This is a genomic window from Candidatus Kryptobacter tengchongensis, assembly GCF_001458555.1.
In the GTDB taxonomy this organism is placed as follows: domain Bacteria; phylum Bacteroidota; class Ignavibacteria; order Kryptoniales; family Kryptoniaceae; genus Kryptonium; species Kryptonium tengchongense.
This window is the reverse complement of the sequence record NZ_CZVH01000054.1, coordinates 1-25,690: the sequence shown is the minus strand read 5'-3', so window position 1 is coordinate 25,690 and position 25,690 is coordinate 1. Positions and strand designations below refer to the sequence as shown.

The window sequence follows — 25,690 nt, the reverse complement described above, 5'->3', positions numbered from 1 at the left end:
CTTTATACCTTTCTTTTAGTTTGAAAAAACTCCAAAACAACCTGACTATCGCTAAATGGAATTTTTACATCCCTTACTATTTGATACTCCTCATGCCCTTTCCCAGTAATCAAAACTATATCGCCTTTCTCTGCCATCTCAAGCGCCCTCCAAATTGCTTCCTTACGGTCAACAAAAATGTAATAAACCGAATTTATCTTTACCCCCTCAAGAATATCAGATATGATTTTTTCAGGATCTTCAAACCTTGGATTATCCGAAGTTATAACTGTGATATCACTTTTCTCGGTTGAAATTCTTCCCATTATTGGTCTTTTACCTTTATCCCTATCACCACCACATCCAAAAACAGTTATCAGTTTTCCTCCGCCAGATTGTTCCTTCAATTTCAAAATCGTATCAATACATTTTTCAAGCGCATCGGGTGTATGTGCATAATCAATTATCACAGTATAACCATCTGGCGAAATCATCCTTTCAAATCTCCCCTTGACATTTTCAAGTTTTTCAATCCCCTTTTTTATATCTTCATGTTCAACTCCAAGAACATAACCGACCGCAACTGCAGAAAGAATGTTATAAACATTGAACTCACCAATTAATTTTGAATTTATCTCAAGTGCATTTTCCGTTGGTGTTTGAATAACAACATATGTCCCCTCAAAACCCAACCTCACATCCTTAACCTTGATATCTGCTCTTTCGCTCTTTCCATAAGATAATCTCATCGCTTTTGTATCAGCGACAATTCTTTCGCCGTTTGGATCATCAATATTGTAAATTGCATAAGCAGATTGCTTTAATGAATCAAACAAAATTTTCTTTGCTTGTAAATACGCCTCAAATGTCCGATGAAAATCAAGATGATCTTGTGTTAAGTTTGTAAAAACACCGACATCAAAATCAAGACCATAAACACGATCAAGTGCCAAAGCATGTGATGAAACTTCCATTGCACACGCCGAAATCCCTCTTTCAATCATCTTGCTCAAAAACATATTAATTTCAGCTGACTCTGGCGTTGTCTGTCCAGCTGGGATTATCTCATCTTCAATTACATAGTTTATCGTCCCAATTAAACCAGTTTTTAAACCAGATGATTCAAGAATTGATTTAATAAGATGGGTTGTCGTTGTTTTCCCATTCGTTCCAGTTACACCTATAAGCTTTAACTTTTGCGACGGGAAATCGTAAAACGCAGACGAAATGAGCGCAAGTGCTTTCCTTGAATCAGCAACGACAACCTTCGCAACTCCTCTTTCAACAAAATAACTATCTTCTATCACATCATCTTCAAGCACAACTGCAACCGCACCAGAAAGCACAGCCTCTGGAATAAATCTATGCCCATCAACATTTAAGCCTTTTATCGCAACGAAAAGATCCCCTTCATTAACCACACGGGAGTCATAAGCAATACCCTTTATCTCAAGATTTTCATCACCAACGAATCTCTTAACCTTAAGATATTTTAAAATTCTGGAAAGATTCATCTTTCGTTCCAACTTACTTTTAAATCATCCCGACAGTAAAGAACGCATTCCATCCCAGGTTTTATCTTTGTTCCTGGCTTTGGGTTTTGCTCAACAACTATACCAGACCCAACAATGCTAACTTTTAGATCAAAGGATGAAATTCTCTCAAGCGCAGAACGAATGCTTAAATTTTTTAAATTGGGCATCAAATTAACACTTTCAACATTTTCTGTCTCTGTTTTTTCTAAAAATGATATTTTCTCGCTTTTACCAGCAGTGAAATCTTTTCTACCTGGTTCAAACTCAATTGGAGATAAATTGCTTAACTGTTCCGTGATTCTTCTAAAAACAGGCGCTGCAACGATTCCACCAGCATAGTTTTTCTCGGGTGATTCAAGCATGACAAAGCATACATATTTTGGTTTATCAACAGGGAAAAACCCAACAAATGAAGCACGATAATGTGATTTTGAATAAAAACCGAACTCATACATCTGCGCTGTGCCAGTTTTCCCAGCAATTCTTAAACCTTCAACTTTTGCCTGAACCCCAGTGCCTTCATTTACAACTTCTTCAAGTATATCTGTTAAAACCTTCGCCGTTGACTCTGAAATAACCCTTCTGATTTTGACGACTGGAAAACTCTTGACAACTTCACCCCTTGAATTGATTATCTCCTTTACTATTCTTGGTTTAAACAGAATTCCCCCGTTTGCAATACTCGCATAAGCCATTGCAATCTGTAGTGCTGTTGCCCTCAATTCATACCCGAAAGACATGTAAATTTTTGTCGCAGGAGACCATTTATCAGGCACTTTTACCTCCCCTCGTGCTTCCGCAGGAAGCTCAATGCCAGTATAAGTCCCGAAACCAAAGTTTTTGATATGCCTATAAAATTCAATTTTATCAAGCTCAAGCCCAAGCTTCGCCATCCCTATATTACTTGAATACTTCAAAACCTCCCTAAAACTCAAAAAACTATTGGGTTTAAAATCAATTACCCTAACCCCTCGTATGATGCTTTTACCTCCTTCAACATCCACTTTTAAATTTAACTTTGACGGATCCTTCTCAAGTAAAAGCGAAGCTGGAACAATTTTAAATGTTGAGCCTGGTTCAAAAGCGTCAATGATTGCTCTATTTTTGAATCTTTCCGAATCAAATAACCAATAATTATTTGGATTAAAATTTGGATAATTCGCAAGCCCAAGTATATCCCCAGTCCACGGATCAACAACTATTACAACCCCACTTTTTGCTTTAAATTCTTTTACCGCTTTCTCAAGCTCCGTTTCAATTATCGTTTGAACGCCAACATCTATCGTCAATTTTAAATTATACCCATCAATTGGCTCAACTTTTTCAATCTCAACCGACGCCTTCACATCACCAAGCGCATCTCTCGTCAATTTCATAAAACCATTTTCCCCTCTTAAAATTTTATCAAATTCAAGTTCAATCCCCATCAAAGCTTCACCATCGCTATTAACAGCTCCAAGCACATGGCTTGCAAGATTATCATACGGATAATATCTCTTAAACTTCTCAATTTTAATTATCCCCCGATAAATCTCCTTTTCTCGGCGTGACCTCAAACCGTTCACAAATTCATCAAATTTAGCAATTGCTTCGGATGTTGCGTTCTTAACAAGCCAGATAAATCTTTTATCACTTTCTCGCAATTTTTCGAGATAATCTCTTTTCTCACCCCCAAAAATTCTCACAAGCTTATCCGCAACTTTATCCACATTTGCACCAATTTTCTTCAAATAAAATGGGTCCGCACCGATATCCGCTACAATATGATTTGTCACAAGAATCCGCCCTTCTCTATCAAATATCAAACCACGCTTTGCTGGTAAAGTTATCTTTGTGTAATACTGAACATTTGAAAGGGAAACATAATACCTGTGGTCAAAAATCTGAACCTTTAAAAGTCTCAACACAATAAATACAATAAACACGATGAAAAGGTAAAACAAAAAGTTCAACCTACTTTTAAAAACAATCCCAAAATCTTTTCCAGCATTATTTTTAACTTCAAAACTCACTTCCTTATCACAATTTCTTTTGAGTTTACCTTCGGGAAAGTAAGCCCGAGATTTTGCCTTGCATACGGAACGATATAATTTACCGAAACAAGCTTTTCATACCTCGCCTCAAGAAGCAATTTCTCCATTTTCAACTGTTCAAGCCTTCTTTCAAGTTTAACAATCTCATCAGCTCTTCTATCAACAATGAAAGAATTCCATATATACACAACCGTTATCAAGCCAGCAAATAAAAGAAAAATAAAAATCTTCGCTCCAGTTATTTTATCTTTTTCCTTACTCATGAAAATTCAAAAATTTTTTCTCCAGCTCTCAACTTCGCACTCCTCGCCCTTGGATTTGAACTTATCTCTCTTTCACTTGGAACGACAGGTTTCTTCGTGAGAATTTTTATCACTTGAACTTTCCCACATCTACACTCTGAAACATCAGGCGGACAAATACATCTTCTTTCATTGCTTTTGAAAAATGCCTTCACAATTCTATCTTCAAGTGAATGATAAGAGATAACAACAATCCTCCCACCCCTCTCAATAATATCAATCACGGAGTCAAGCGCAATTTTTAAATTGTCAAGTTCTTTATTCACAGCTATTCTTAAACCTTGGAAGACCCTTGCAAGAACTTTTAATCTATATTTTTTGCTTGCAACTTTATCAATTATCTTCACAAGCTCGCCGGTCGTTTCTATCCTTTTTCTCTGCCTATATCTTACAATTTCCCTTGCTATCGCCCTTGCCCTTGGCTCTTCCCCAAACCTGAAAATTATATCAGATATTTCCCTTTCAGAATAATTGTTCAAGATATATTCAGCTGTCAACTCATAGCCTCTGTCCATTCTCATATCAAGTTTATCATCAAATCTGAAACTAAAACCGCCACCATGGTCAAGCTGAAAAGATGAAACCCCGAGATCAAGCAAAAAACCTGTTATTTTTTCCACACCAATTTCTTTCAAACTTTCCTTCACACTTGCATAATTTTTGTTAAGGATCAAAATCCTTTCCCCAAAACTTTTCAACCTCTCACTTGCAAATTTCACCGCCTCCGGATCAATATCAAAACCTATAACTTTTGCATTCGTCCTCTTTAAAATTTCCTCGCTATGACCTCCACCTCCAATAGTTCCATCAACATAAATCCCATCGTCCCTCGTTATCAAAAATTTCATCACCTCATCAACCATCACAGGTATGTGAAAAACTTTCTCCATCATTTCATTCCCAAAACTTTTTCTGCAATGCTTTCATAACTTTCAGGTTGAGTATTAACATATTCATTAAAGACCTCTGGATTCCATATCTCAATTCTATCAAGAGCACCAATTATAAGTGCCTCTTTATCAATTTTCGCAAACTCAAGAAGATTTTTTGGAATCATTATCCTTGATTGGTTGTCAAGCGTGACCTCAACAGCCCACATCAAAAGAATTCTAACTAACAACCGATGCTGTGGATTAAATGTGTTCAGCTCTTTTAATCTTTTCTCAAGCTTTTCCCATTCATCAAGCGGAAACAGAAAAAGGCAAGTCTCAGTGCCCCTTGTGATCACAAAAGTTTCATTTGCCTCTGGCGAAAGATACTTACGCATCCTCGCCGGGATGCTCACTCGCCCTTTCTCGTCCACTGCGTATATGTAACTTCCTTTAAATGATGACATAAAAACTTAATTTTTTTACCACAATTCACCACAATTTACCACTGCACTTTAAATATACATTTTTAAATTCTCCAGTCAAGCCTTCACCTCAATTTGCAAGCCCAAATGCGTTATTTCGCTTTTACAAAAAGAGGCTCTAATGGTAAAATTAACCAAGACTTGATTTTTGAACAAATGTTCAATATATTAAACCAAATCATAGAAGCTCTGTTAAAACCTAAAAAAGGAGAAAAGTGAATGGAAAAAACATTAACAAAAAGGCAAAACCAGGTCCTTGAATTCATCAGAAAATACACAATTGAAAATCAAAAACCCCCAACAATACGAGAGATATGTAAAAAGTTTAACTTTAAATCAACAAATTCAGCTCATTCAATTTTGAAAGCGCTTGAAAAAAAAGGATACATACAGCGGACAAACTTCAAATCAAGAAACATAAACATCAACAATTTCAAACTAAATGAAACGCCGAACGAAATCAAAGAAATACCTCTTGTTTCAACATTTGACTCTCAAAATCCTTTCATGATGTTTGCAAACTTAAGTGGAACCATCAAGCTTGACCCCAAATTGTTCGCCCATTCACCTCTATTTGCACTTGAAGTTCCAGACGATGGGATGCAGAAATACGGAATTTTCAAAGGAGATATCGCAATAGTAACACAAAATCCAGATATAAAGAATGGAAGCATTGTCTTCGCTGTGGTAGGCACCGAAGGATTAATTCGCTACTATAAAAACGAAAATGGAGAAATTTACCTAATTCCATCAAGCAGAGGTTATGAAACCCTCAAATTTAAAGAAGAGGATAAAACCTTATGGATTGGTGGAGAAGTTTCTCTCATAATCAGAAAATTGAACCGATAACTCCTCAAGCAAACCATAGAATTTAACAAGATTTTGCCTCACCGAAGTTGAATATTTAAACTTTAATACCAGTCTCGTTTCCTTGCCTCTTTTTTCAAACTTCAAATTTGAACCCCTTGAAAAAACATCAACTATTTCCCTGAAAACTTCCGAATTCAACACCTCCTCCCTCAAAATAACGACAACATATTCCCTCCCGACCTCAACCCGCTGAATGTAATTCTTTTCACATAAATGTTTTATCTTTGAAACAAAAATCAAATTTTCAACCTCTTCTGGTAACTTCCCAAACCTATCTTCAAGCTCATCTCTTATCACATCAATTTCATCTAAACTCCCCGCTTCATACAATTTTTGATAATAGCTGAATCGTTCAGAGTCAGAATCAACATAATAATCAGGAATGAAAGCGCTCACATCAACAGAAACGATGGCATCAAATTTTTTCTTCAACTTTTTTTCATCTTTGAAAATCTCTTTAAACTCCTGCGCTTTTAATTCTTCAAGCGCTTCCTCAAGAATCCTGCAATAAAGATCAAAACCGATGGAATTTATAAATCCCGTTTGCTCTTTCCCGAACAAATTTCCAATTCCACGAATTTCCATATCTTTTAAAGCAAGATTTAAACCCGAACCGAGTTCAGTAAATTCTTCAATTGCGGATAATCTACGAATTGCATTTGTCCCTATCGTTTCAACAGGTGGTATTATAAGGTAAGCATACGCTTGTCTGTTTGAACGCCCAACTCTCCCACGAAGTTGATAAATTTCAGCAAGCCCAAATGTGTGCGCATTGTAAATGAAAATAGTATTCACATTTGGAATATCTATCCCCGCCTCAATTATCTTCGTTGAAATTAAAATATCAAATTTCTGCTCAAGAAATCTCAACATCACTTTTTCAATCGCCGATGGCTTCATCTTACCATGAACCACATCAAATTTTAACTCTGGAACAATCCCACTTAAAAATTTAGCCACCTCCTCAATTTCTACAATTTTATCAACCACAAAATAAACTTGACCCCCTCGGCTTATCTCATAATAAATTGCATTTTTAACGATATCTTTAAACCTCGGAGAATCAACAGTTATTATCTTTGTGATTATCGGAAGACGATTTGGCGGTGGGGTGTTAATTATTGACATATCCCTTGCACCCATAAGCGAAAAATAAAGCGTCCTCGGGATCGGAGTAGCACTCAAAGTCAAGGTATCCACATTAACCTTCATTTTCCTCAACTTCTCCTTCGCTTCAACTCCAAATCTGTGCTCTTCATCTATGATCAACAAGCCAAGGTCTTTAAATCTTATGTCATTTGAAAGCAATCTATGTGTTCCAATGATAATATCAACATCCCCTTTCTCAATGTCTTCAATTATCTTCAATTGCTTTGATCTTGGAACCAATCTTGAAAGAACCTCAATTCTGACAGGATAATTTTTCAATCTCTCCCTAAATGTTTTATAATGTTGATGGGCAAGGATCGTTGTTGGGACAAGCACCGCAACCTGCTTTTTATCAAGAACTGCTTTGAAAGATGCTCTTATGGCAACCTCTGTTTTCCCGAAACCAACATCACCACATATTAATCTATCCATTGGTTTTTCGCTTTCCATATCTTGTTTAACTTCAATTGTTGCCCTCCGCTGGTCTGGTGTATCCTCGTAAATAAAAGAAGCTTCCATTTCCTTTTGCAGATAATTATCAGGCGAAAATTTAAATCCCTTTACATAACTTCGCTTTGCGTAAAGCCATATAAGGTCTCTTGCAACCCTTTTAATGCTATCTTTTGTTCGTTCTTTAAGTTTTTCCCATTCAGCCGAGCCAAGTTTATTTAACTTTGGAACAACCCCTTCTTCTCCGCGATACTTTTTTATCCTGTTGATATAATTCAAATTCACATAAAGAATTCCTCCATCAGCATATTCAAGCCGAACTGCTTCCTGTTCAATCCCGTTTATCTTTATCTTTTGAAGCCCCACAAATTTACCAACGCCATAATCAACATGAACGACAAAATCACCCGGCTTTAACATTTCAAGCTCGTGAAGTGTGATACCCTTAAATTTTCGGTATTTTAGAAAATTTCTCGCCTTGATCCTATTGAAAATCTCATGTTCAGTAAGAACAGCGATTTTATCCTTCATTAAGATGAAGCCTAAATTTAGAGATTTCCCTTTAAAATGAATCTTTGCCATTTGCTCAAACCCCATCGTCTCTTCAACAAGTTCCCTCATCCTTTCCATTTGCTCATTCCCATCACAGAGAAGATAAACCTCAAACCCGTTTTTGAGCATCCTTGAAACTTCATCGGAAAATAAAGTTATACTGCTATTAAAAAATGGTTGTCCCTTTGATGAAAAATCCATCAAATTTCCACTAAAATTCCCTGCTTCAAGTCGCAAGATATTGATTAATTTTTTAAACTCAACCCCCTCAAATATATCTTCATCAAGCGCTTGAATTACAAGGTTTATATCCTCAATGATACAAATAGAATCGTTAAGCAACTTTGAGATTTCAATCATTTCAACATTCACATCAACAAGTTTCGGAACGATCAGCGTCCGATTTAAGTTACGAAGCGACCTCTGTGTGAAAATATCAAATTCCCTTATTGAGGCAACCTCATCGTCAAAAAACTCTATTCTTACAGGATACTCACCCACAAAGCCAAAAACATCAACTATGCTTCCCCTTATGCTGTAATCCCCTCTTGATTCAACATACCTTTTTCTCTCAAATCCACTTCTTAAAAGATAAGAGACGAAATGGTCATAATTTATTTTCTCTCCAACCGAGATCGGGAAGGAATAAAAGTTAAGTTCTTTACTTAAAGGTATTCTTTCATCAATTTGCTTTACTGAAAGGATAATTATCTTTTCCCCTTGTGCATATTCATACGCAAATTTTACTTTCAAAACATCTATATCATCCGCAAGCATATCTTCGTCTGGGATAAATTCAAAAACTTTGTTCTCACCAATGATGAAATTTAGATCGTCCGCAACCTTATGCCCAAATTCTTCATCTTGAACTAAAACGATGATTTTCCCCCCTATGTTCTGATACACATATGCAACAATAAAACTAAAAAGTGAACCTGAAACATTTTTCAAATTTATTATCGTATCATTGCTCTTGAGAAATTCGCCTAATCTCTCAAACTTATCTATTTTAAAAATTCTTTCAACAAAGTCCATTTCCAAAACTTAAATTAAGGTTTTCCCTTCAATTGCTGCTCTCACAAATCCGTCTGCTTTTCTTAATCTTTCCCGTGCTTCTTCAGCTGAACACCCAGTTTTTATCATAACTATTGCGGTTTTTGCATGACCTCCAGCTTCTTTAAGATACCTCTCAGCGGTTTCATAATCAACACCTGTAACAATCATAACAACCCTTTTCGCTCTCTCTTTTAATTTCTCACTCGTCATCTGAAGGTCAACCATCAAATTTTCATAAACCTTCCCAAGCCTGATCATCGCAGTTGTTGAAATCATATTAAGAATTAACTTCTGAGCGGTTCCGGATTTCATTCGCGTTGAACCCATTATCACTTCTGGACCAACTTCTGGACATATCGCAACATCAACAAAGGGATAATTAAATTGATTTCTTGGATTTGTCGTTATGAAAATCGTCTTAGCCCCAAGCTCTTTCGCTCTCCTCACAGCCCCTACAACATATGGAGTTCTACGACTTGCGGCTATTCCACAGACGACATCCTTTTCATTTACATTTTTCGCCTCAATATCCCTTGCTCCATCTTCTTCTCTGTCCTCTGCACCTTCTTGAGCTCTGAAAACTGCTTTGGGACCTCCTGCGATTATTCCCTGAACCATCTCAGGGTCTGTCCCAAATGTTGGCGGACATTCAGCTGCATCCAGAATCCCAAGTCGTCCACTTGTTCCAGCGCCGACATAAATCAACCTTCCACCCTGCTTAAATGCTTGAACGACAAGTTCAACAGCCTGTGCAATGTAGGGTATTTCCTTCTCAACCGCATAAGGAACTTTTTTGTCTTCATCATTAATGATTTTTAAAATCTCAATCGTTGACTTTGAATCAATGTCCATACTTGCTGGATTTCTTTGTTCAGTTGTTAGGTTCAGAAGTTCATCAAATAATTCTTTTCCTGATTTCGCCATTTTATACCTTCTTTGTTGTTAATTTCATCAAAACAACCTTTTTATCTTCTAAGTTTATCCTTTCAAATCCAAGAAAATTGAGCTCAACAACATCAACTTCAGAAACAAGGGATGTTTTAAATGCATCGTTAATTTCTCTTTCAACATCTCCTCCCTTAAAAGCAATTAAAGAGCAAGAGTGAAGATAAAACTTAGACTCCGTTTTTTCCAAGAACTTTTTAGGGAAAATTTCAGGTTTCAAAAATTTAACACTCCATTTCACAACCTTCTTTAATTCCCCAACAGCCCTACAGATTACATAATCAAATCTATTTCTATACTCGTTCAGTTTTGAAATTTCCTCAGCTCTGCCCCACACCGCTTTTGCATTTTCAAGTCCAAGCTTTTTGATAATATCAGATACAGCTTCAACTTTTTTCAAAGTCCCGTCAAGAAGGATAAAATTTGAATCTTGTTTTAAAATTGCCCACGGTATCCCAGGTAGTCCACCACCTGTTCCAAGGTCAAGTATCAAAGAACTTGATTCAATCTCAATTTTAAATAAAGGTGAAATACTGTGAAGTATGTGTCTCCCCCAGATGTCAGATTCTTTCCTTGAGATTAAATTTATCTTCCTGTTCCAATCTATCAACAAGGAAACATAACTTTGCAAGAGCCTTGCTTTAGCTTCGTCAATTTCCAGACCATTTAACTTGCATATCTCCCTAAATTCCTCAAATTCCATCAAAATTACGACTTTTAACTTGAGGATAGTTTTAAAAGTGTTTCACGTGAAACACTTTTAACCCTTTAAATAGACCATCAGCACAGATATATCAGCAGGTGAGACCCCAGAGATTCTTGATGCTTGCCCTATTGACCTTGGTCTTACCTTCATTAGTTTTTCCCTTGCCTCCGTTGAAAGCGACTTAACCTTTGTATAGTCAAAATCTTCAGGGATTTCCATCGCCTCATATTTTTCAAATTTCTCAATCTCCTCAATCTGTCTCTGGATATAACCTTCGTATTTTATCTCAATTTCAACTTGCCTCAAAACATCCTTCCTCCGCAAAATCTTCTGTAAGATATTATCTGATTTAAATGATTCAAGTTCAAAAAGCTCAGATATATTGACCTCGGGTCTTTTTATTATCTGATCTAATTTCTCGCTTTGTTCAAGCGGTTTTGAACCTATTCTTTCAAGATATGAGTTAACCTCGGAAGGTTTAACGCTTCTGTTTTTGACAAAGTAAAGCGCTTCTTTTATCATTTCTTCTTTCTCAAGTAACCTTTGATAAACATCACTTGGTATTAAACCAAATTTATATCCATATTTCATCAAGCGTCTATCGGCATTGTCTTGTCTTAACATCAATCTATATTCAGCTCTTGATGTAAACATTCTATAGGGTTCATCTGTGCCTTTGTTTATTAAATCATCAATTAAAACACCTATATAAGCCTCGCTTCGTTTTAAAATGAACTCGCCCTCACCTTTAATTTTAAGCGCCGCGTTTATTCCTGCTATTATCCCTTGAGCTGCTGCCTCTTCATAACCTGAAGTTCCATTTATCTGTCCAGCAAAATAGAGCCCTTCAACCAATTTCGTCTCAAGCGTTAATTTCAACTGATGTGGTGGGAAAAAATCATATTCAACTGCATACCCCGGCCGAAGCATCTTAACATTTTCAAGCCCAGGGATAGTTTTCAACCCTTCAAGTTGTATTTCAACGGGTAAACTTGTTGAAAAACCGTTAACATACATAACATGCGTATTTCTGCCCTCAGGTTCAAGGAAAATCTGATGTCTTTCCTTATCACGGAAACGATAAACTTTATCTTCAATTGATGGACAATATCTTGGACCTCTTCCTTTGATTAAACCTGTAAAAAGCGGAGAACGATCAAAACCTTTCTCAAGAATTTTATGCGTCTTTTCGTTTGTATAAGTTAAGTAACACGGGATTTGATCTTTTATAATTTCCTTTGTCTGAAAAGAAAACGGTTCAGCATCAGGGTCACCTGGTTCAATTTGAACTTTTGAGTAATCAACAGTTCGAGCATCAATTCTCGGGGGCGTTCCCGTTTTCAACCTTCCACTTATAAAGCCAAGTTTTTCAAGTGATTCAGTAAGCCCCACCGCAGCAGGTTCGCCAAATCTTCCTCCAACTCTGCTTACAAGCCCGGTGTACATCTTGCCATTTAAAAATGTTCCCGCCGCGATAATGAGAGCTTTACATGCAATTTTTATATCAAGCCCAGTTCTGATCCCAACAACTTTGCCATTTTCAACAAAAATTTCCGTCACAACATCCTGCATTATATCAAGCCCTTCTTGAGCTTCCACACGTCTTCGTGCCTCTATAGAATATTGCTCACGATCATTTTGTGTTCTCAAGGACCATACCGCTGGACCCTTTGACTTATTTAAAATTCTATACTGGATCGCTGTTGCATCCGCGATTTTCCCTATTTCTCCACCAAGAGCGTCAATTTCCCTTACAAGATGTCCCTTTGCTGTTCCGCCAACTGCGGGGTTGCATGACATCCGCCCTATTGCGGTTATATCCATTGTCATAAGAAGTGTTTTCATTCCCATCCTTGCAGATGCAAGCGCAGCTTCAATTCCGGCGTGCCCACCGCCGACAACTATGACATCGTAGATTTCATCTATTGTTGGGTTTATTATCATCACTTCAAGAAAGATTTTGTTTTAAAAACGTTTCACGTGAAACACTTTTTATTTACCGATGCAAAACTTTGAGAATATGTTATTTAATATATCCTCTGTCGTCACCTCCCCGATTATCTCCCCAAGATAATTAAGCCCAGCTCTCAAATCTACAGCCACAAGGTCTCCACTCATTCCTTCCTCAAGCGATTTCAAAGCATAAAGCAAGCTTTGCTTTGCTTTAACAAGCGCATCACGATGTCTTACATTTGTAATAACAACGCTTGCCTCAGTTCTATTCATTCCAAGGAAAGATTGCTCAACCATTATCTTCTTAAGCTTATCAAGCCCAAGCCCCGTCAACGCAGATATATGAACAACTGGAAAATCCTCAAATACCTTTTCCATCTGCATTTGCTTTCCATCTAAAAGGTCAACCTTGTTGAAAACAATTACGCATCTTTTTGACTCATTTACCGCAAGATTCAAAACACGATGATAAAGCCTCATATCGCTTTCATCAACCTCATCCGTTGAATCTATCACAAGTAAAATCATATCCGCCTTCCTCAACTGTTCTTCCGCTCTTCTAACTCCCTCCTGCTCAATTATATCATATGTTTCCCGCAAACCAGCAGTATCAATAACCTTGAAAAGAACACCCTCTATATTTAAGCTTTCCTCAATTACATCCCTTGTTGTCCCAGGAATATCGCTAACTATAGCTCTATTCTCGTTTAACAACGCATTTAACAAACTTGATTTGCCAGCGTTTGGCTTGCCCGCGATGACAACCTTTATACCTTCACGATAAATTTTTCCATATTTAAATGTCTCTATCAACTCATCAATTTCTGCAATTGCATCTCTTATTTTGTTTGCCAGTTCTGGCTTATCAACAAATTCAAGGTCTTCATCTGCAAAATCAAGTTCAAGTTCAACAAGCGAACACAAATTTATCAAATCATCACGCATCTTTTTAATTTTCCTTGAAATGGAACCCTCAAGCTGAGAAAGCGAACTTTGATATGCAAGATCAGTTGCAGAGCGAATCAAATCAGCTATTGCTTCCGCTTGTGAAAGATCAATTTTACCGTTCAAAAAAGCCCTTTTAGTAAATTCACCAGGTTGTGCAAGTCGTGCACCAGCCTCAAGAATCGTCTCAAGAACTTTTCTTGTAACAAAAATCCCACCGTGACAGCTTATCTCAACTACATCTTCACCAGTATAAGAGTGCGGAGATCTGAAGACAGTTGCAACGACATAATCAACAACTTTGCCTGAAGAATCAACTATTTTTCCGTAATGCGCCGTGTGCGTTTTCACTTCCTCAAGCTTTCTCTTGCCTCTGAAAACTTTATCTGCAATCTTTATCGCATCTTTTCCACTTATTCTAATCACAGAGATGCCAGCTTCCCCAATCGCCGTTGAAATAGCGGCAATTGTATCGTCAAGATATTTCATCGCCGAAGATAAAAAATTTGATTGACTTGTTTTCAATTTAAAAAATCGCCACCTCAAAATCAAATCAATATATTTTGAACTCATCGGTCAAAATTTGACTTTTTGGTCAAAATGTATTATATTTGGTCAACCTAAAATTTAAAAACAGTTTGATATGTCAAAATCAAGAAGGCGTGAAATAATCAAAGAGAGACATAAACAAGAAATCATTGAATCTGCATTGTATCTATTTGGCAAGAAAGGTTACAAGGATACAACCATTGAGGAAATTGCAGAATATGCCCAATTTAGCAAAGGCTCTATTTATTCTTATTTCTCAAGTAAAAAACAACTTTTTGACGAAATTTTAAAAGCACTTTTTGATAAAATTCAACTGTTTGCGGACGAAGCCAAAAGCCTCAAAGGTGAGGCAAGAGAAAAATTAAGGGCTTACGCCTTAAATCTTGTCAATTTCTTTTTAAACGAAAACAGATACTCTTTTCATGTGATGATGCAGGCGATTATGCAAATGGAAGCAGATGAAAAAGAATCAACAACAAATTATGTTAGAGAAAGACTTCACCAAATCTCAAAGATATTGCTTGAGATCATCAAAGCAGATATAAAAAATAGACGTTTGAAAAACATCAGCCCAAATCTCGTCGTTATGGCTTTTAATGGCATGCTCAGAGACATCATCTACGGATGTTTGACGGAAGATCAAATTGGGATGAAACCTGAAGAGATGGTTGATATGGTTATTGAGATAATTTTTGATGGAATTTCAAAAAACAAATAAAAGAAGCAACATGAGAACACTAATCTTGTTTCTACTACCTGCGATATTACTATCGCAGTCAAAAATATTGACCCTTGAAAATGCAATCAAAATAGCACTTGAGAATAACAACCAAGTTAAACTTGCAAGACTTGAGATAATCAAATCCGACGAAAAACTTATTGAGGCAAGGTCTGGCTTAATCCCGCAAATTACTGTTTCAGGCAGTTATTCAAGATATCTAAAAAAACCAGTTTTATTCCTTCCACCTGATTCGCCATTTGGAAGATTAACAGGGGGGGTGATTGAGATAGGCTTTGATAATTCGTATATTGGTTTGATTAATCTTCAAATGCCACTTTTCTCTTGGTCTGTCTACGCTGGGATAAAAACTGCAAGCAAAGGAAGGTTAATCGCCGAACAAGCACATAAAAGTGCGGTGTTGAAAACGATAAGCGATGTGAAAAAATCTTTTTATGGACTTCTCCTTGCCAAAGAAGCCTATAAAATAACACAAATGAGGATTGAACTTGCTGAAGACAACTTGAAAAATGTAGAAAAGTTATATCGCCAGGGTGTCGCCTCCGAGTATGATTACATCAATGCACAGGTTCAATATCAAAACTTACAACCATTGTTAATTCAAGCCGAAAACAACCTTGAAATTGCAAAGAATGCTCTTAAACTTGTCCTCGGTATTGATGTAAAACAAGATATAGATGTGGAAGGGGAAATGAATGTTGATAATTTAACAGAGATTGATTATTCAACCGCGCTTAAAGAATTATACGAAAACAATCCAGACCTGAAACAGGTTGAGTATCAGGTTGATCTTTCAAAGGATCTTGTTTCGCTTGAGCTTGCTGGGCATCTTCCTTCGCTTTTCCTTACTGGAAACTTTCAATATCAAGCACAAGCAAATGATTTCAACTTCAATCAATATAGGTGGATAAGGACAACATTTGTCGGCTTGCAAATACAAATTCCAATTTTTAAAGGATTCGGAACTCAGGCAAGGGTTGACCAAGCTAAGATGTCGCTTCAGCAAACAATGGAAAGAATGACTTTCACGAAACAGTTACTTGAAAACGAATTAAAAAATACGATTTATAAAATTGAGCAATCAAAAAAGAGAATAGAGGCACAGAAAAAAGCGGTTGAGCTTGCTGAACTTGGTTATAAAATTGCAAGGAAAAGATTTGAAAGTGGTGTTGGGACACAACTTGAAGTGAGCAATTCCGAATTAAACCTTGCACAGGCAAAGTTAAATTATCAACAGGCAATTTATGATTATTTGACAGCTCTAAGCGAACTTGAGAAATTAACAGGCAAAACAAATTATATGGAGGAAAGATGAACAAAATCTTTTTAAGCATATTTTTAATAACCTTAATAATTTTCGCACTTGGTTGCGCTTCAAGGACTGAAAATTCAAAAGCGAATAATCCTGACGAAGAAATTATTCCTGTTAAAACCTTAAAAGCGGTAAAAAAGAATTATGATATAATACTTGAATACGCTGGAACCGTTGAACCTTATCAAAAAGCTAGGATTGGAGCACAGATGTCTGGAACAATTGAAAAAATTTATGTTAAAGAGGGTGATTTTGTAAAAGAGGGACAACTCCTCGTTCAGATGAATACACAACAATTAACGCAGGCGAAAATACAGTTTGAACTTGCTGAATCTGACTATAAAAGGATGAAATCTCTTTTTGAAACCGGCTCAATCCCAGAACAACAATTTGAAAGGTCAAAAGCAAATTATGAAGCAGCGAAAGCTTCGTATGAACTCATGCTATCAAATACTCAAATTCGCGCTCCATTTGATGGTATTGTTACCGAAAGACTTATGAATGAAGGCGAGGTCTTCACACTTGTCCCCTCAGGTGGTGGAAGCCCTGGGATAATTACCCTTATGCGAATGGATGTCGTAAAAATTAAATTGAGCATCGCTGAGAAAGATTTTCCTTTGATTAAATTAAATCAACCAGCTGAAGTAATTGTAGATGCTTATCCCGATAAAGTTTTTATGGGGAGGGTGATTCAAAAAAACCCAGCCGTAAGCGCGCTTACAAGAACATTTACTGCCGATGTTGAGGTCCCAAATCCACAACTCTTGTTAAGACCTGGCATGTTTGCAAAGGTTCGGATAAAAGTTGGTCAGGGTCAGGGAGTAATCATCCCAGAATCAGCAGTTGTCCCACTCCCGGGCTCAAATGTGAATTATGTCTTCGTTGTACGCGAAGATATTGTTAAAAGAAAGAATATAACTATTGGGAGGAAATTTGATGGTGAGGTTGAAGTGTTAAACGGCGTTGAGGAAAATGAACTTGTCGTTGTAACAGGTCAAGCGAAACTTTACGACGGAACAAAAGTAAAAATAGTTGAATAAAAATCAGGAGGTGTAAAAATGAACTTATCTAAATTATCTGTAAATAGACCTGTCACAGTAATAATGTTTTACATGGCACTTGCTGTTTTGGGAGCTTTTGCATTCATTCGTCTTGCGATAGATCTACTTCCAAAACTTGAACCCCCAGCGATAAGCGTTGTGACAATTTACCCAGGGGCATCAGCGGAAGAAGTTGAACAGAAAGTTACAAAACCCATTGAAGAAGAAGTCAGCACAATTAATAATGTGTCAAAAGTTACATCAAATTCAAAAGACAATATTTCAATTATAACTGTATCATTTAGCTGGGGGACTGATATTGCAGAGGCAACAAATGATATAAGAGATGCAATAGATAGAGTAAAGAGAAACCTACCTGATGATGCGCAAGAACCTTCAATTTTTAAATTCAGCACATCAACTTTGCCAGTTATGATAATAGGTATAAATTCAAGTGAAAGCTTCCCCGGGATTAACAAAATCATAGAGGACAAAATAGCTCAACCACTGAGACAGGTCCCAGGGGTTGGCGCCGTCTTTGCGATCGGTGGACCCCAACGCGAAATTCTTATAAAAGTTGACCCCAAAAAACTTGAAGCTTACAACTTAACAATCCCACAACTCGCTCAAATACTTAAGACCGAAAATTTTTCTCTTCCAGCTGGCATAATTAAAGTTGGGATGAAAGAGTACAATGTTCGCGTTCCAGGTGAGTTTAAATCAATTGACGAAATTAAATCAACTGTCATTGGGAATTATCAAGGTGCTCTTGTTTATCTAAAAGATGTTGCTGATGTAATTGATACAATCAAAGAACAAACGCTTTATGTCAAAATAAACAATACCCCTGGGGTTTTACTTTTCATCCAGAAACAGGCAACGGCAAACACAATTGAAGTAGTTGAAGCCGTTAAAAAAATTCTGCCGAAAATTGAGAAGACTTTACCAAGAGATGTGAAACTCAACATCGCATTTGATTCCTCTGAATTTATCAGAAATTCAATTCGCAATTTAAATAACGCGATAATTTACGGTGCGATTTTCGTTATACTTGTTGTTCTTTTCTTCCTTCGCAAAGTGAGAGCAAGCTTGATAATAATTCTAACTATTCCATTTTCACTTATCGTCGCATTCATCACACTTTATTTAATTGGCGGGACAATAAATCTTATCTCGCTTTCTTCACTTGCCATTGCTGTTGGGATTGTTGTAGATAATGCCATAGTTGTCCTTGAAAACATAACCCGACACATTGAACGGGGTGAAAATCCAAAAACAGCTTCGGTTATTGGGGCCAACGAGGTTGGTCTTGCAATTTTGGCATCATCATTGACGAATATTGCTGTGTTCTTCCCCCTTGCGTTTTTAACTGGAATTGCCGGCTTCCTTTTTAAAGAACTTGGAATTCTTGTAACCGTGATGGTTTTAACATCACTATTTGCTTCATTGACTCTAACCCCGACCTTATCTTCCAAATGGCTGAGGAAACAGGAAAAATTAAAAAACAAATTCCTCTCAAAATTTTTTGAAACGAGCGAAAAAATGGTTCCGTTCAATTGAAGGAGTCTATGGAAACATCATATCTTGGGCTTTGAAACACAAAGCTATGGTTATACTTATTGCACTTATTTTATTTGTTGGCTCATTTATATTGTTTAGATTTGTTGGATTTGAATTCTTCCCCGCAAGCGATACAGGACAAATCCAGATAATCGCACAACTTCCCGTTGGAACAAGAATTGATGAAACAATAAAGGTTGGCGAGCAATTACAGAAAATTTTAATTGAGGAAATCCCCGAAAAATGGAGAAAATATATCTTTATGAGAGCTGGAACAACTGAGCAAGGCTTTGCAACAATAACAGGTCAAGTTGAAGGGAGTAATGTTGTGACCGTTGGCGCAAGACTTGTCCCATTGAAAGAAAGAAGGGTTACAGTCCAGGAACTTGGGGCAAGAATCAGAGAAAAAGCTAAATTGATCCCGGGGATTGATAAAATTGAAATTTCCCGTGGATCAGATTTCCAGGCACTGCTATTTGGTGGTGGGAAACCATTGACAGTTGAAATCGTCGGCTATGATTTAAACCTTACATCGCAAGTTGCCGAAAAAATCAAAGATGAGCTTGAGAAAATCCCTGGTGCAAAAGATGTTCAGATAGGAAGAAGTGGATTAACACCAGAGATAAGAATTGAAATTGATAAACAAAAAGCGTCCGCTCTTGGACTTAACACAACAGTTATTGCAAGCACAATAAGATCAAGTATTTACGGACTTAAAGCAACAACCTATAAAGAACTCGGCGATGAATATGACATATTAATTCAACCTGGCGCTGATCTGCGAAACAGCATTTCATACATCAGCGAAATTCCTGTTCGCACTGTGTCTGGAAACACCGTTAAAATAAAAGATGTTGCAAAAATTTATGAGACTTTCTCTCCAATTGAAATTCAGCGCAGGGATAGACAACGAATTATACCCGTAGGCGCAAATGTTGAAGGAAGAGCTCTTGGCGATGTTGTCAAAGACTTACAAGAAAGGATATCAAAAATTGATATACCACCAGGGATTGAAATAAGATTCGCTGGTCAGGTTGAGGAGCAGGCGAAATCATTCCGTGACCTTTTCCAAGTTTTAATCCTTGGCGTTATATTGACCTATATGATTATGGCTTCACAATTTGAGTCACTGCTTCATCCATTCGTTATAATGTTTTCAGTTCCATTTGCGTTCACTGGCGTTGTTTTAGGTCTGCTTGTTTTTGGAGTACCGTTTGGGCTTACAGCTTTTATGGGCTTGATAATGCTTGTCGGTATAGTTGTTAATAATGCGATTGTTCTCGTAGATTACACAAATCTTTTAAGAGCTCGTGGTTACGAATTTTACACATCAATAATTACAGCTGGAAAAACACGCTTGAGACCCGTTTTGATGACAACTTTCACCACGATCTTAGGAACCTTGCCACTTGCCGTTTTCAAAGGTGAAGGTTCTGAACTATGGCGTCCGCTTGGGATAACGATGCTTGGAGGTTTAACTTTTTCAACTTTAATAACACTTGTGCTTGTTCCAACAATCTATTCAATCTTTGAACATAAAAAAGTGGAGGTTAAATGAAACTTGTGATGCTTATATTCAATCAAGCTCTTGAAGATGAGGTTATGAAAATTTTTGACAAGTTAAATATACGTGGATTTACACAAATTAACGATGTTTATGGTCAGGGCTCAGATAAAGGAGAGCCACACTTTGGTACACATATATGGCCAGATGTCAACACAATGATTTTAACCGTTATTCCTGATGAAAAAGTTGAAGATTTTTTGAGCGAGGTGAAATTTCTGAACAATAGATTTGAAGAGGAAGGAATCCATGCATTTACTCTTAATGTTGAACGGATGGTATAAAAATAAGGCGGGCTTCTACGCCCGCCTTCACTTTTTACCCTGCGATAAACTCCCCCCCATCAACCCCTATGATATTACCAGTAACCCATTGCATATCATCATGGCTTAAATGAACGATTGCTTTTGCAACATCTTCAGGTGTTGTTAGTCTGCCAGATGGGTTTCTCCTAAGCGAATATTCAATCATTTGCTCATTTCCTGGTATTTTTCTCAACGCTGGAGTATCTGTAACACCAGCTCTTATACCATTAACAGTTATTCCATATTTTGCAAGTTCGTATGCAAGCTGTCTTATATGAGATTCAAGTGCAGCTTTTGCTGCTGAAACGGGTCCATAATATGCCCAAACTCTCGTTGACCCCTCACTTGTCATAGCGAAGATCCTTGTCCCTTTCCCTATCAACTTACGATGAAATAAATCCTGAACCCAGTAAACCAAACTATGTGCCATTACATCAAGTGTCATATCCATTTGCTTCGGCGTTACCTGTTCCTCGGGATTTTCGGCTATATACGGTCTTAAAGTTCCAAAAGCAAGTGAGTGAAGAACAACTTTTATAATTGATGGTTCGCTTGAAAATCTTTTTTCAATAGCGTCCAAAACCTCTTTTCTTTTTTCATGATCTGCTGCATTTACATTAAAAAATTCAACCTCAACTCCATTTTCCTTTATTTGATTTATAACCTTCTCAACATTTGGCATTGTAGCAGCTCTATCAAGATGGACTCCGAAGATATTATAACCATTTTTTGAAAGTTCAATTGCAGTGGCAGCACCAAAGCCACTTGATGAACCAAGAATTAATGCCCATTTTTTCATCTCTTTCTCCATTTTATTTCACTTTGATTTAAATTCCCCTTTCCTTTAATCTCATCCTTATAATTTTTATCGCCTCTTCCTCCGGTATATTCAATCTTGCCCTTGCCATCTTAACAGCTATCTCAAGCGAATCAATTTTGCCCGTAAGATAAAGCCAAATATGATATCCAAGACGATTTAAATCATTTGGTTCTTCTGCTGGGATACCCTCAACGCTTGAATAAGCGATTTTCTCAAGACTATCAGATGGAAATTCTTTAACCGAAGATGGGGCTTTTGTCGTCATTTAAATTTTTAACTTTTTTTACAATTTTACGATTTTACGATGAAAATTTCAAGTTTATATAACTCAAAAGTCACCGAATAGCTCAATTTGATTTTTTACGGACTATAACTTATATTTAAAACTCAAAAGCACACTTTATTTTCCTAATGATCGCTGAAAACATCTCTGAAATAAAGAAAAGGATTTGGGAGGTCTGTAAAAAAGTAGGTAGAAATCCAGAGGAAATCACTATAGTAGCAGTTACAAAAACTGTTCCTGTTGATAAGATAAAAGAAGCCATAAACGCTGGGATTTACGACATAGGTGAAAACAAGGTTCAAGAGCTCCTTGAAAAAAGGAATTCAATTGAAAATGTAAGATGGCATTTCGTTGGACACCTCCAGACTAATAAAGTTAAATACATAGTTGATTTCGTTTACCTGATACATTCTGTTGATAGCTTGAAACTCGCACTTGAGATTGAAAAGCGAGCTAAAAAAATAAATCGCATAATTGATATTTTGATTGAGGTTAATACATCTGGAGAGAAAACAAAATATGGAGTAAAGCCAGAAGAGGCAATTGAACTTGTCAGACAGATTTCTGAAAGATGCGAGTTTGTCAGAATAAAAGGATTGATGACGGTTGCAGCATATTTGCCAAATCCAGAGGATGTTCGCCCGATGTTTAGATTATTAAAGCAACTGAAAGAGGAGATAGAAAAATTTAACTTTAAAAATGTTGAGATGAAGCATCTTTCAATGGGAATGAGCAACGACTACCTAATAGCAATTGAAGAGGGTGCAACTATTGTAAGGATTGGAACTGCCATATTTGGACCAAGAAATTAAAAGGTTAAATAAAAATGAAATTCACGCCACTTGCCATTAAAAAACAGCAATTCAAAAAATCGTTAAGAGGTTACAATATTGAAGAGGTAAGGGTTTATCTTGAAATGCTTGCAGGTGAATATGAAAATCTTTTGCAGGAGAACAAGGAGTTAAAAGAAAAAATAGCAATGCTTGAAACTGAAATTTCAACTTATAAACAGATTGAAAAAAATTTGCACCTTGCGGTAACCCAGGCGCAGGAAACAGCAACGAAAACACTTGAAAATGCCAAAAAGCAGGCTGAGCTCCTGATAAAAGAAGCTGAGCTTAAAGCAAAAGAAAGCATCAATAAGGCAAAACTTGAAATAGCAAAAATTGAAAATGAAATTCAAATCCTCAAAAATGAAAAGGAACGAATTTTAAGTGAATTGAAGAATTTCCTTCTATCTGAACTTGAAAAGTTAAATCTACTTGAACCTTCTGCAAAAATTGAAACACAAGAAAAAATTGAGGAAAAAATTAAACTTGACGATATAATTAAAAACCTTGAACAATAAAACAAAGAGCAAAAAAGTATGAGCGAATTGAAACAGCAGATAATGGAAGCGTTAAACTTTATAAGGACAATGACAAATCTTGAACCCAAAATTGGTATAATTCTTGGAACCGGTCTTGGCGGACTTGCAAAGGAAATTGAGGCTGAAACAGTGATTGACTATGCAGAAATCCCACATTTCTCAATCTCCACCGTTGAATCGCATCATGGCAAGCTAATTTTTGGAAAGCTAAGTGGGAAAGATGTTGTGGCAATGCAAGGAAGATTTCATTATTACGAAGGCTATACAATGAAACAAATTACATTCCCAGTCCGTGTGATGAAATTTTTAGGTGTTAAGTATCTTTTAATTTCAAATGCAGCGGGGGGATTAAACCCACTTTTTAGAAAAGGTGACCTGATGATAATAACAGACCATATTAATCTACTTGGAGACAATCCCTTAATAGGTCCAAATGACGATGAACTTGGTCCAAGATTTCCTGATATGTCAGAACCATACAGTAAAGAACTTATTGAACTCGCAGAGCAGGTGGCACTTGAAGAAAGGATAAAAGTTCAAAAAGGTGTTTATGTTGCAATGACAGGTCCAAGCCTTGAAACAAGAGCTGAATACCGTTTCCTGAGATTAATTGGCGCTGACGCCGTTGGTATGTCAACAGTTCCAGAAAACATCGTCGCAAATCATATGGGGATGAAGGTATTCGGAATTTCGGTTATAACTGATGAATGCTTCCCCGATGCACTTCAACCTTTAAGCGTTGAGGAAGTTATTAGAGTTGCATCTGAGACAGAACCTAAATTAACTTTATTAATGAAACGCTTGGTTGAAAAAATTAATGTTTGAAATCGTTATGTTTCAGTCGTTTGGAAAAATTCTTATGCTTTTAGGCGTTTTAATTTTTGTTTTTGGTCTCATACTTTTAATCGCCGATAAAATAGGAAGCAAAATCCCATTTTTGGGTAAATTGCCAGGCGACATCTTGTTACAGAAGCGAAATTTTACTTTTTATTTCCCGCTCACGACGAGCATCTTGTTAAGCTTGATCCTAACTTTGGTATTATGGATTTTATCTTTCATATTTAGAAAGCACTAAGTCTTCAAATGCAAAGAGAAATTCTAAAAATAAATTGAAAGCAAAGATGTATAAAGAATTAACCGACAAAATAAAATATTCCGAGCTTGAACGTGAAATTTTAAAATTCTGGAAAGAGAATAAAATTTTTGAAAAAAGCATAAAAACACGAGAAGGGAAACCAAATTTTACATTCTATGAAGGACCACCCACGGCAAATGGTCGCCCTGGAATTCATCATGTCATGAGCAGAACCATCAAAGACCTCGTCTGCAGATATAAGACGATGCGGGGTTTCAAAGTTTACCGCAAAGCTGGTTGGGACACCCATGGACTTCCAGTTGAGATTGAAATTGAGAAAAAACTCGGGATAAAACATAAAGATGAAATAATTGAATACGGGATTGAAAAGTTTAACGCCGAATGCAAAAAATCCGTCTTTGAATATCTTGATGATTGGGAAGAAATGACGGAAAGAATTGGATACTGGATTGACCTTGAAAATGCTTACATAACCTTTACAAATGAGTATATTGAATCAATCTGGTGGGCTTTGAAGCAATTTTTTGATAAGGGATACATTTACAAGGGTTATAAAATTCAACCTTATTGTCCAAGGTGTGAAACACCGCTTTCATCGCATGAAGTTGCACAGGGTTATGAAGATGTCAAAGACCCCTCAATTTATGTTAAAGTAAAAGCAAAGGATGAAGAAAAAAACCTATTTCCTTGTCTGGACAACTACTCCATGGACATTGATCTCAAATGTTGCACTTGCGGTTCACCCAGAAGTAACTTATGTTAAAATTTTTCACAAAGGTGAAAACTTAATCCTTGCAAAAGATAGATTAAATGTAATTGACGGGGATTATGAAATTCTTGCCGAATATAAGGGCATCAATTAAAAGGAAGGGAATATGAGAGACTTTTTAGCTACATACCCGTTGATAAAAAAGCTTTTTATGTTGTTACCGCCGAATTCGTCAGCACAGAAGATGGAACTGGCATAGTTCACATCGCTCCTGCATTCGGTGAGGAAGATTATCAAGTTGGGTGCGAATATGATTTGCCAACGCTTCAACCAGTTGATAAAAGCGGTGAATTCACAGATGAAATCATTGATTTCAAAAGAAAGTTTGTTAAAGATGCGGATCCAGAAATAATTCAAAATCTAAAGTCCCGAGGATTGCTCTACAAAAAGGAGACGATTGTTCATAGTTATCCGCATTGTTGGCGTTGCAAAACTCCGTTGCTTTATTATGCCCG

The 25,690-nt window shown here is 36.8% G+C and carries 23 protein-coding genes and 1 pseudogene; 12 read left to right on the top strand and 12 right to left on the bottom strand.

What is annotated here, in order from left to right; all coding sequences use genetic code 11:
• Positions 1 to 2 precede the first annotated feature (2 nt).
• From AT685_RS04990 to mraZ, 5 genes are read right to left on the bottom strand one after another with little or no spacing between them, the layout of a single operon-like run.
• On the bottom strand, positions 3 to 1,493 hold the full coding sequence (locus tag AT685_RS04990) for a UDP-N-acetylmuramoyl-L-alanyl-D-glutamate--2,6-diaminopimelate ligase (protein ID WP_072151786.1): 1,491 nt from the start codon (positions 1,491 to 1,493) through the stop codon (positions 3 to 5).
• Positions 1,490 to 3,526, bottom strand: a complete 2,037-nt coding sequence (locus AT685_RS04985) for a penicillin-binding protein (RefSeq protein WP_072151785.1) — start codon at positions 3,524 to 3,526, stop codon at positions 1,490 to 1,492. Before AT685_RS04985 ends, AT685_RS04990 begins: the two co-directional genes overlap by 4 nt.
• Positions 3,523 to 3,810 (bottom strand): FtsL-like putative cell division protein, encoded by a 288-nt coding sequence (locus AT685_RS04980; RefSeq protein ID WP_072151784.1) that lies wholly within the window; start codon positions 3,808 to 3,810, stop codon positions 3,523 to 3,525. Before AT685_RS04980 ends, AT685_RS04985 begins: the two co-directional genes overlap by 4 nt.
• Positions 3,807 to 4,742: a 16S rRNA (cytosine(1402)-N(4))-methyltransferase RsmH gene (gene rsmH, locus AT685_RS04975; protein ID WP_234696246.1), complete on the bottom strand. Its 936-nt coding sequence runs from the start codon at positions 4,740 to 4,742 to the stop codon at positions 3,807 to 3,809. Before rsmH ends, AT685_RS04980 begins: the two co-directional genes overlap by 4 nt.
• Positions 4,739 to 5,185 (bottom strand): division/cell wall cluster transcriptional repressor MraZ, encoded by a 447-nt coding sequence (gene mraZ, locus AT685_RS04970; RefSeq protein ID WP_072151782.1) that lies wholly within the window; start codon positions 5,183 to 5,185, stop codon positions 4,739 to 4,741. Before mraZ ends, rsmH begins: the two co-directional genes overlap by 4 nt.
• 237 nt (positions 5,186 to 5,422) lie before the next feature.
• Between mraZ and lexA the strand changes: the two genes are divergently transcribed.
• Entirely contained in the window at positions 5,423 to 6,052 is a 630-nt protein-coding gene (gene lexA, locus AT685_RS04965; protein WP_072151781.1) for a transcriptional repressor LexA, read from the top strand.
• On the opposite strand, the gene mfd is transcribed toward lexA, so the two are convergent.
• The 5 genes from mfd to mnmE are packed head-to-tail and all read right to left on the bottom strand — an operon-like array spanning position 6,002 to position 14,402.
• Positions 6,002 to 9,259 carry a transcription-repair coupling factor gene (gene mfd / locus AT685_RS04960; protein WP_072151780.1) on the bottom strand — a complete coding sequence of 1,086 codons (3,258 nt, stop codon included), beginning with the start codon at positions 9,257 to 9,259 and terminating at the stop codon, positions 6,002 to 6,004. The two genes, lexA and mfd, sit on opposite strands and share 51 nt — an antisense overlap.
• A 9-nt stretch (positions 9,260 to 9,268) precedes the next feature.
• Complete coding sequence (gene murQ, locus AT685_RS04955) at positions 9,269 to 10,204, bottom strand: N-acetylmuramic acid 6-phosphate etherase (RefSeq protein ID WP_072150747.1); 936 nt, start codon at positions 10,202 to 10,204, stop codon at positions 9,269 to 9,271.
• A 1-nt stretch (position 10,205) separates the two neighbouring features.
• The gene (gene rsmG, locus AT685_RS04950; RefSeq protein WP_072150748.1) at positions 10,206 to 10,928 is read right to left on the bottom strand and encodes a 16S rRNA (guanine(527)-N(7))-methyltransferase RsmG; all 723 of its coding nucleotides are present in this window, start codon (positions 10,926 to 10,928) and stop codon (positions 10,206 to 10,208) included.
• Between the two features lie 57 nt (positions 10,929 to 10,985).
• The gene (gene mnmG, locus AT685_RS04945; RefSeq protein WP_072151779.1) at positions 10,986 to 12,875 is read right to left on the bottom strand and encodes a tRNA uridine-5-carboxymethylaminomethyl(34) synthesis enzyme MnmG; all 1,890 of its coding nucleotides are present in this window, start codon (positions 12,873 to 12,875) and stop codon (positions 10,986 to 10,988) included.
• Between the two features lie 48 nt (positions 12,876 to 12,923).
• The gene (mnmE, locus tag AT685_RS04940; RefSeq protein WP_234696245.1) at positions 12,924 to 14,402 is read right to left on the bottom strand and encodes a tRNA uridine-5-carboxymethylaminomethyl(34) synthesis GTPase MnmE; all 1,479 of its coding nucleotides are present in this window, start codon (positions 14,400 to 14,402) and stop codon (positions 12,924 to 12,926) included.
• 70 nt (positions 14,403 to 14,472) lie between these two features.
• Here mnmE and AT685_RS04935 point away from each other — a divergent pair, with 70 nt between their 5' ends.
• The 6 genes from AT685_RS04935 to AT685_RS04915 are packed head-to-tail and all read left to right on the top strand — an operon-like array spanning position 14,473 to position 20,877.
• The gene (locus tag AT685_RS04935) at positions 14,473 to 15,096 is read left to right on the top strand and encodes a TetR/AcrR family transcriptional regulator (RefSeq protein WP_072151778.1); all 624 of its coding nucleotides are present in this window, start codon (positions 14,473 to 14,475) and stop codon (positions 15,094 to 15,096) included.
• A 10-nt stretch (positions 15,097 to 15,106) separates the two neighbouring features.
• A complete protein-coding gene (locus AT685_RS04930) occupies positions 15,107 to 16,432 on the top strand; it encodes a TolC family protein (RefSeq protein ID WP_072151798.1) in 1,326 nt (441 codons plus the stop codon).
• Positions 16,429 to 17,469: an efflux RND transporter periplasmic adaptor subunit gene (locus AT685_RS04925; RefSeq protein ID WP_072151777.1), complete on the top strand. Its 1,041-nt coding sequence runs from the start codon at positions 16,429 to 16,431 to the stop codon at positions 17,467 to 17,469. Before AT685_RS04930 ends, AT685_RS04925 begins: the two co-directional genes overlap by 4 nt.
• A gap of 18 nt (positions 17,470 to 17,487) precedes the next feature.
• Positions 17,488 to 19,029: an efflux RND transporter permease subunit gene (locus AT685_RS08585; RefSeq protein WP_234696244.1), complete on the top strand. Its 1,542-nt coding sequence runs from the start codon at positions 17,488 to 17,490 to the stop codon at positions 19,027 to 19,029.
• Positions 18,995 to 20,587: an efflux RND transporter permease subunit gene (locus AT685_RS08580; RefSeq protein WP_234696243.1), complete on the top strand. Its 1,593-nt coding sequence runs from the start codon at positions 18,995 to 18,997 to the stop codon at positions 20,585 to 20,587. Before AT685_RS08585 ends, AT685_RS08580 begins: the two co-directional genes overlap by 35 nt.
• Positions 20,584 to 20,877 carry a PG0541 family transporter-associated protein gene (locus AT685_RS04915; RefSeq protein ID WP_072149971.1) on the top strand — a complete coding sequence of 98 codons (294 nt, stop codon included), beginning with the start codon at positions 20,584 to 20,586 and terminating at the stop codon, positions 20,875 to 20,877. The genes AT685_RS08580 and AT685_RS04915 overlap by 4 nt, the downstream gene beginning before the upstream one ends.
• Positions 20,878 to 20,911: 34 nt before the next feature.
• Here AT685_RS04915 and AT685_RS04910 read toward each other — a convergent pair whose 3' ends face one another.
• Both AT685_RS04910 and AT685_RS04905 read right to left on the bottom strand, forming a co-directional pair.
• Complete coding sequence (locus tag AT685_RS04910) at positions 20,912 to 21,709, bottom strand: enoyl-ACP reductase FabI (protein ID WP_072149972.1); 798 nt, start codon at positions 21,707 to 21,709, stop codon at positions 20,912 to 20,914.
• Between the two features lie 16 nt (positions 21,710 to 21,725).
• Positions 21,726 to 21,983, bottom strand: coding sequence for a hypothetical protein (locus AT685_RS04905; RefSeq protein WP_072149973.1), 258 nt, complete (start codon positions 21,981 to 21,983; stop codon positions 21,726 to 21,728).
• A 146-nt stretch (positions 21,984 to 22,129) separates the two neighbouring features.
• On the opposite strand from AT685_RS04905, the gene AT685_RS04900 reads away from it, so the two are divergent.
• From AT685_RS04900 to AT685_RS08290, 5 genes and pseudogenes are all read left to right on the top strand, one after another.
• On the top strand, positions 22,130 to 22,813 hold the full coding sequence (locus tag AT685_RS04900) for a YggS family pyridoxal phosphate-dependent enzyme (protein ID WP_072151776.1): 684 nt from the start codon (positions 22,130 to 22,132) through the stop codon (positions 22,811 to 22,813).
• A 14-nt stretch (positions 22,814 to 22,827) separates the two neighbouring features.
• The gene (locus AT685_RS04895) at positions 22,828 to 23,349 is read left to right on the top strand and encodes a DivIVA domain-containing protein (protein ID WP_072149975.1); all 522 of its coding nucleotides are present in this window, start codon (positions 22,828 to 22,830) and stop codon (positions 23,347 to 23,349) included.
• Positions 23,350 to 23,367: 18 nt separating this feature from the next.
• Positions 23,368 to 24,195: a purine-nucleoside phosphorylase gene (locus tag AT685_RS04890; RefSeq protein WP_072151775.1), complete on the top strand. Its 828-nt coding sequence runs from the start codon at positions 23,368 to 23,370 to the stop codon at positions 24,193 to 24,195.
• Between the two features lie 7 nt (positions 24,196 to 24,202).
• The gene (locus AT685_RS04885) at positions 24,203 to 24,445 is read left to right on the top strand and encodes a DUF2905 domain-containing protein (RefSeq protein WP_072151797.1); all 243 of its coding nucleotides are present in this window, start codon (positions 24,203 to 24,205) and stop codon (positions 24,443 to 24,445) included.
• A 46-nt stretch (positions 24,446 to 24,491) separates the two neighbouring features.
• Positions 24,492 to 25,690 (top strand): annotated as a pseudogene (locus AT685_RS08290) (class I tRNA ligase family protein); the annotation flags it as partial.

Excerpts from the sequence above, each read along its gene's own strand:
- lexA (WP_072151781.1), top strand. The coding sequence starts at position 5,423 with ATGGAAAAAACATTAACAAAAAGGCAAAACCAGGTCCTTGAATTCATC.
- rsmH (WP_234696246.1), bottom strand. The coding sequence starts at position 4,742 with ATGATGGAGAAAGTTTTTCACATACCTGTGATGGTTGATGAGGTGATG.
- AT685_RS04890 (WP_072151775.1), top strand. The coding sequence starts at position 23,368 with ATGAGCGAATTGAAACAGCAGATAATGGAAGCGTTAAACTTTATAAGG.
- AT685_RS04900 (WP_072151776.1), top strand. The coding sequence starts at position 22,130 with ATGATCGCTGAAAACATCTCTGAAATAAAGAAAAGGATTTGGGAGGTC.
- AT685_RS04925 (WP_072151777.1), top strand. The coding sequence starts at position 16,429 with ATGAACAAAATCTTTTTAAGCATATTTTTAATAACCTTAATAATTTTC.
- mfd (WP_072151780.1), bottom strand. The coding sequence starts at position 9,259 with ATGGACTTTGTTGAAAGAATTTTTAAAATAGATAAGTTTGAGAGATTA.
- AT685_RS08585 (WP_234696244.1), top strand. The coding sequence starts at position 17,488 with ATGAACTTATCTAAATTATCTGTAAATAGACCTGTCACAGTAATAATG.
- AT685_RS04885 (WP_072151797.1), top strand. The coding sequence starts at position 24,203 with ATGTTTCAGTCGTTTGGAAAAATTCTTATGCTTTTAGGCGTTTTAATT.
- AT685_RS04980 (WP_072151784.1), bottom strand. The coding sequence starts at position 3,810 with ATGAGTAAGGAAAAAGATAAAATAACTGGAGCGAAGATTTTTATTTTT.
- AT685_RS04935 (WP_072151778.1), top strand. The coding sequence starts at position 14,473 with ATGTCAAAATCAAGAAGGCGTGAAATAATCAAAGAGAGACATAAACAA.
- AT685_RS04990 (WP_072151786.1), bottom strand. The coding sequence starts at position 1,493 with ATGAATCTTTCCAGAATTTTAAAATATCTTAAGGTTAAGAGATTCGTT.
- murQ (WP_072150747.1), bottom strand. The coding sequence starts at position 10,204 with ATGGCGAAATCAGGAAAAGAATTATTTGATGAACTTCTGAACCTAACA.
- rsmG (WP_072150748.1), bottom strand. The coding sequence starts at position 10,928 with ATGGAATTTGAGGAATTTAGGGAGATATGCAAGTTAAATGGTCTGGAA.
- AT685_RS04895 (WP_072149975.1), top strand. The coding sequence starts at position 22,828 with ATGAAATTCACGCCACTTGCCATTAAAAAACAGCAATTCAAAAAATCG.
- mraZ (WP_072151782.1), bottom strand. The coding sequence starts at position 5,185 with ATGTCATCATTTAAAGGAAGTTACATATACGCAGTGGACGAGAAAGGG.
- AT685_RS04930 (WP_072151798.1), top strand. The coding sequence starts at position 15,107 with ATGAGAACACTAATCTTGTTTCTACTACCTGCGATATTACTATCGCAG.
- AT685_RS04915 (WP_072149971.1), top strand. The coding sequence starts at position 20,584 with ATGAAACTTGTGATGCTTATATTCAATCAAGCTCTTGAAGATGAGGTT.
- mnmE (WP_234696245.1), bottom strand. The coding sequence starts at position 14,402 with ATGAGTTCAAAATATATTGATTTGATTTTGAGGTGGCGATTTTTTAAA.
- AT685_RS04910 (WP_072149972.1), bottom strand. The coding sequence starts at position 21,709 with ATGGAGAAAGAGATGAAAAAATGGGCATTAATTCTTGGTTCATCAAGT.
- mnmG (WP_072151779.1), bottom strand. The coding sequence starts at position 12,875 with ATGATAATAAACCCAACAATAGATGAAATCTACGATGTCATAGTTGTC.
- AT685_RS04905 (WP_072149973.1), bottom strand. The coding sequence starts at position 21,983 with ATGACGACAAAAGCCCCATCTTCGGTTAAAGAATTTCCATCTGATAGT.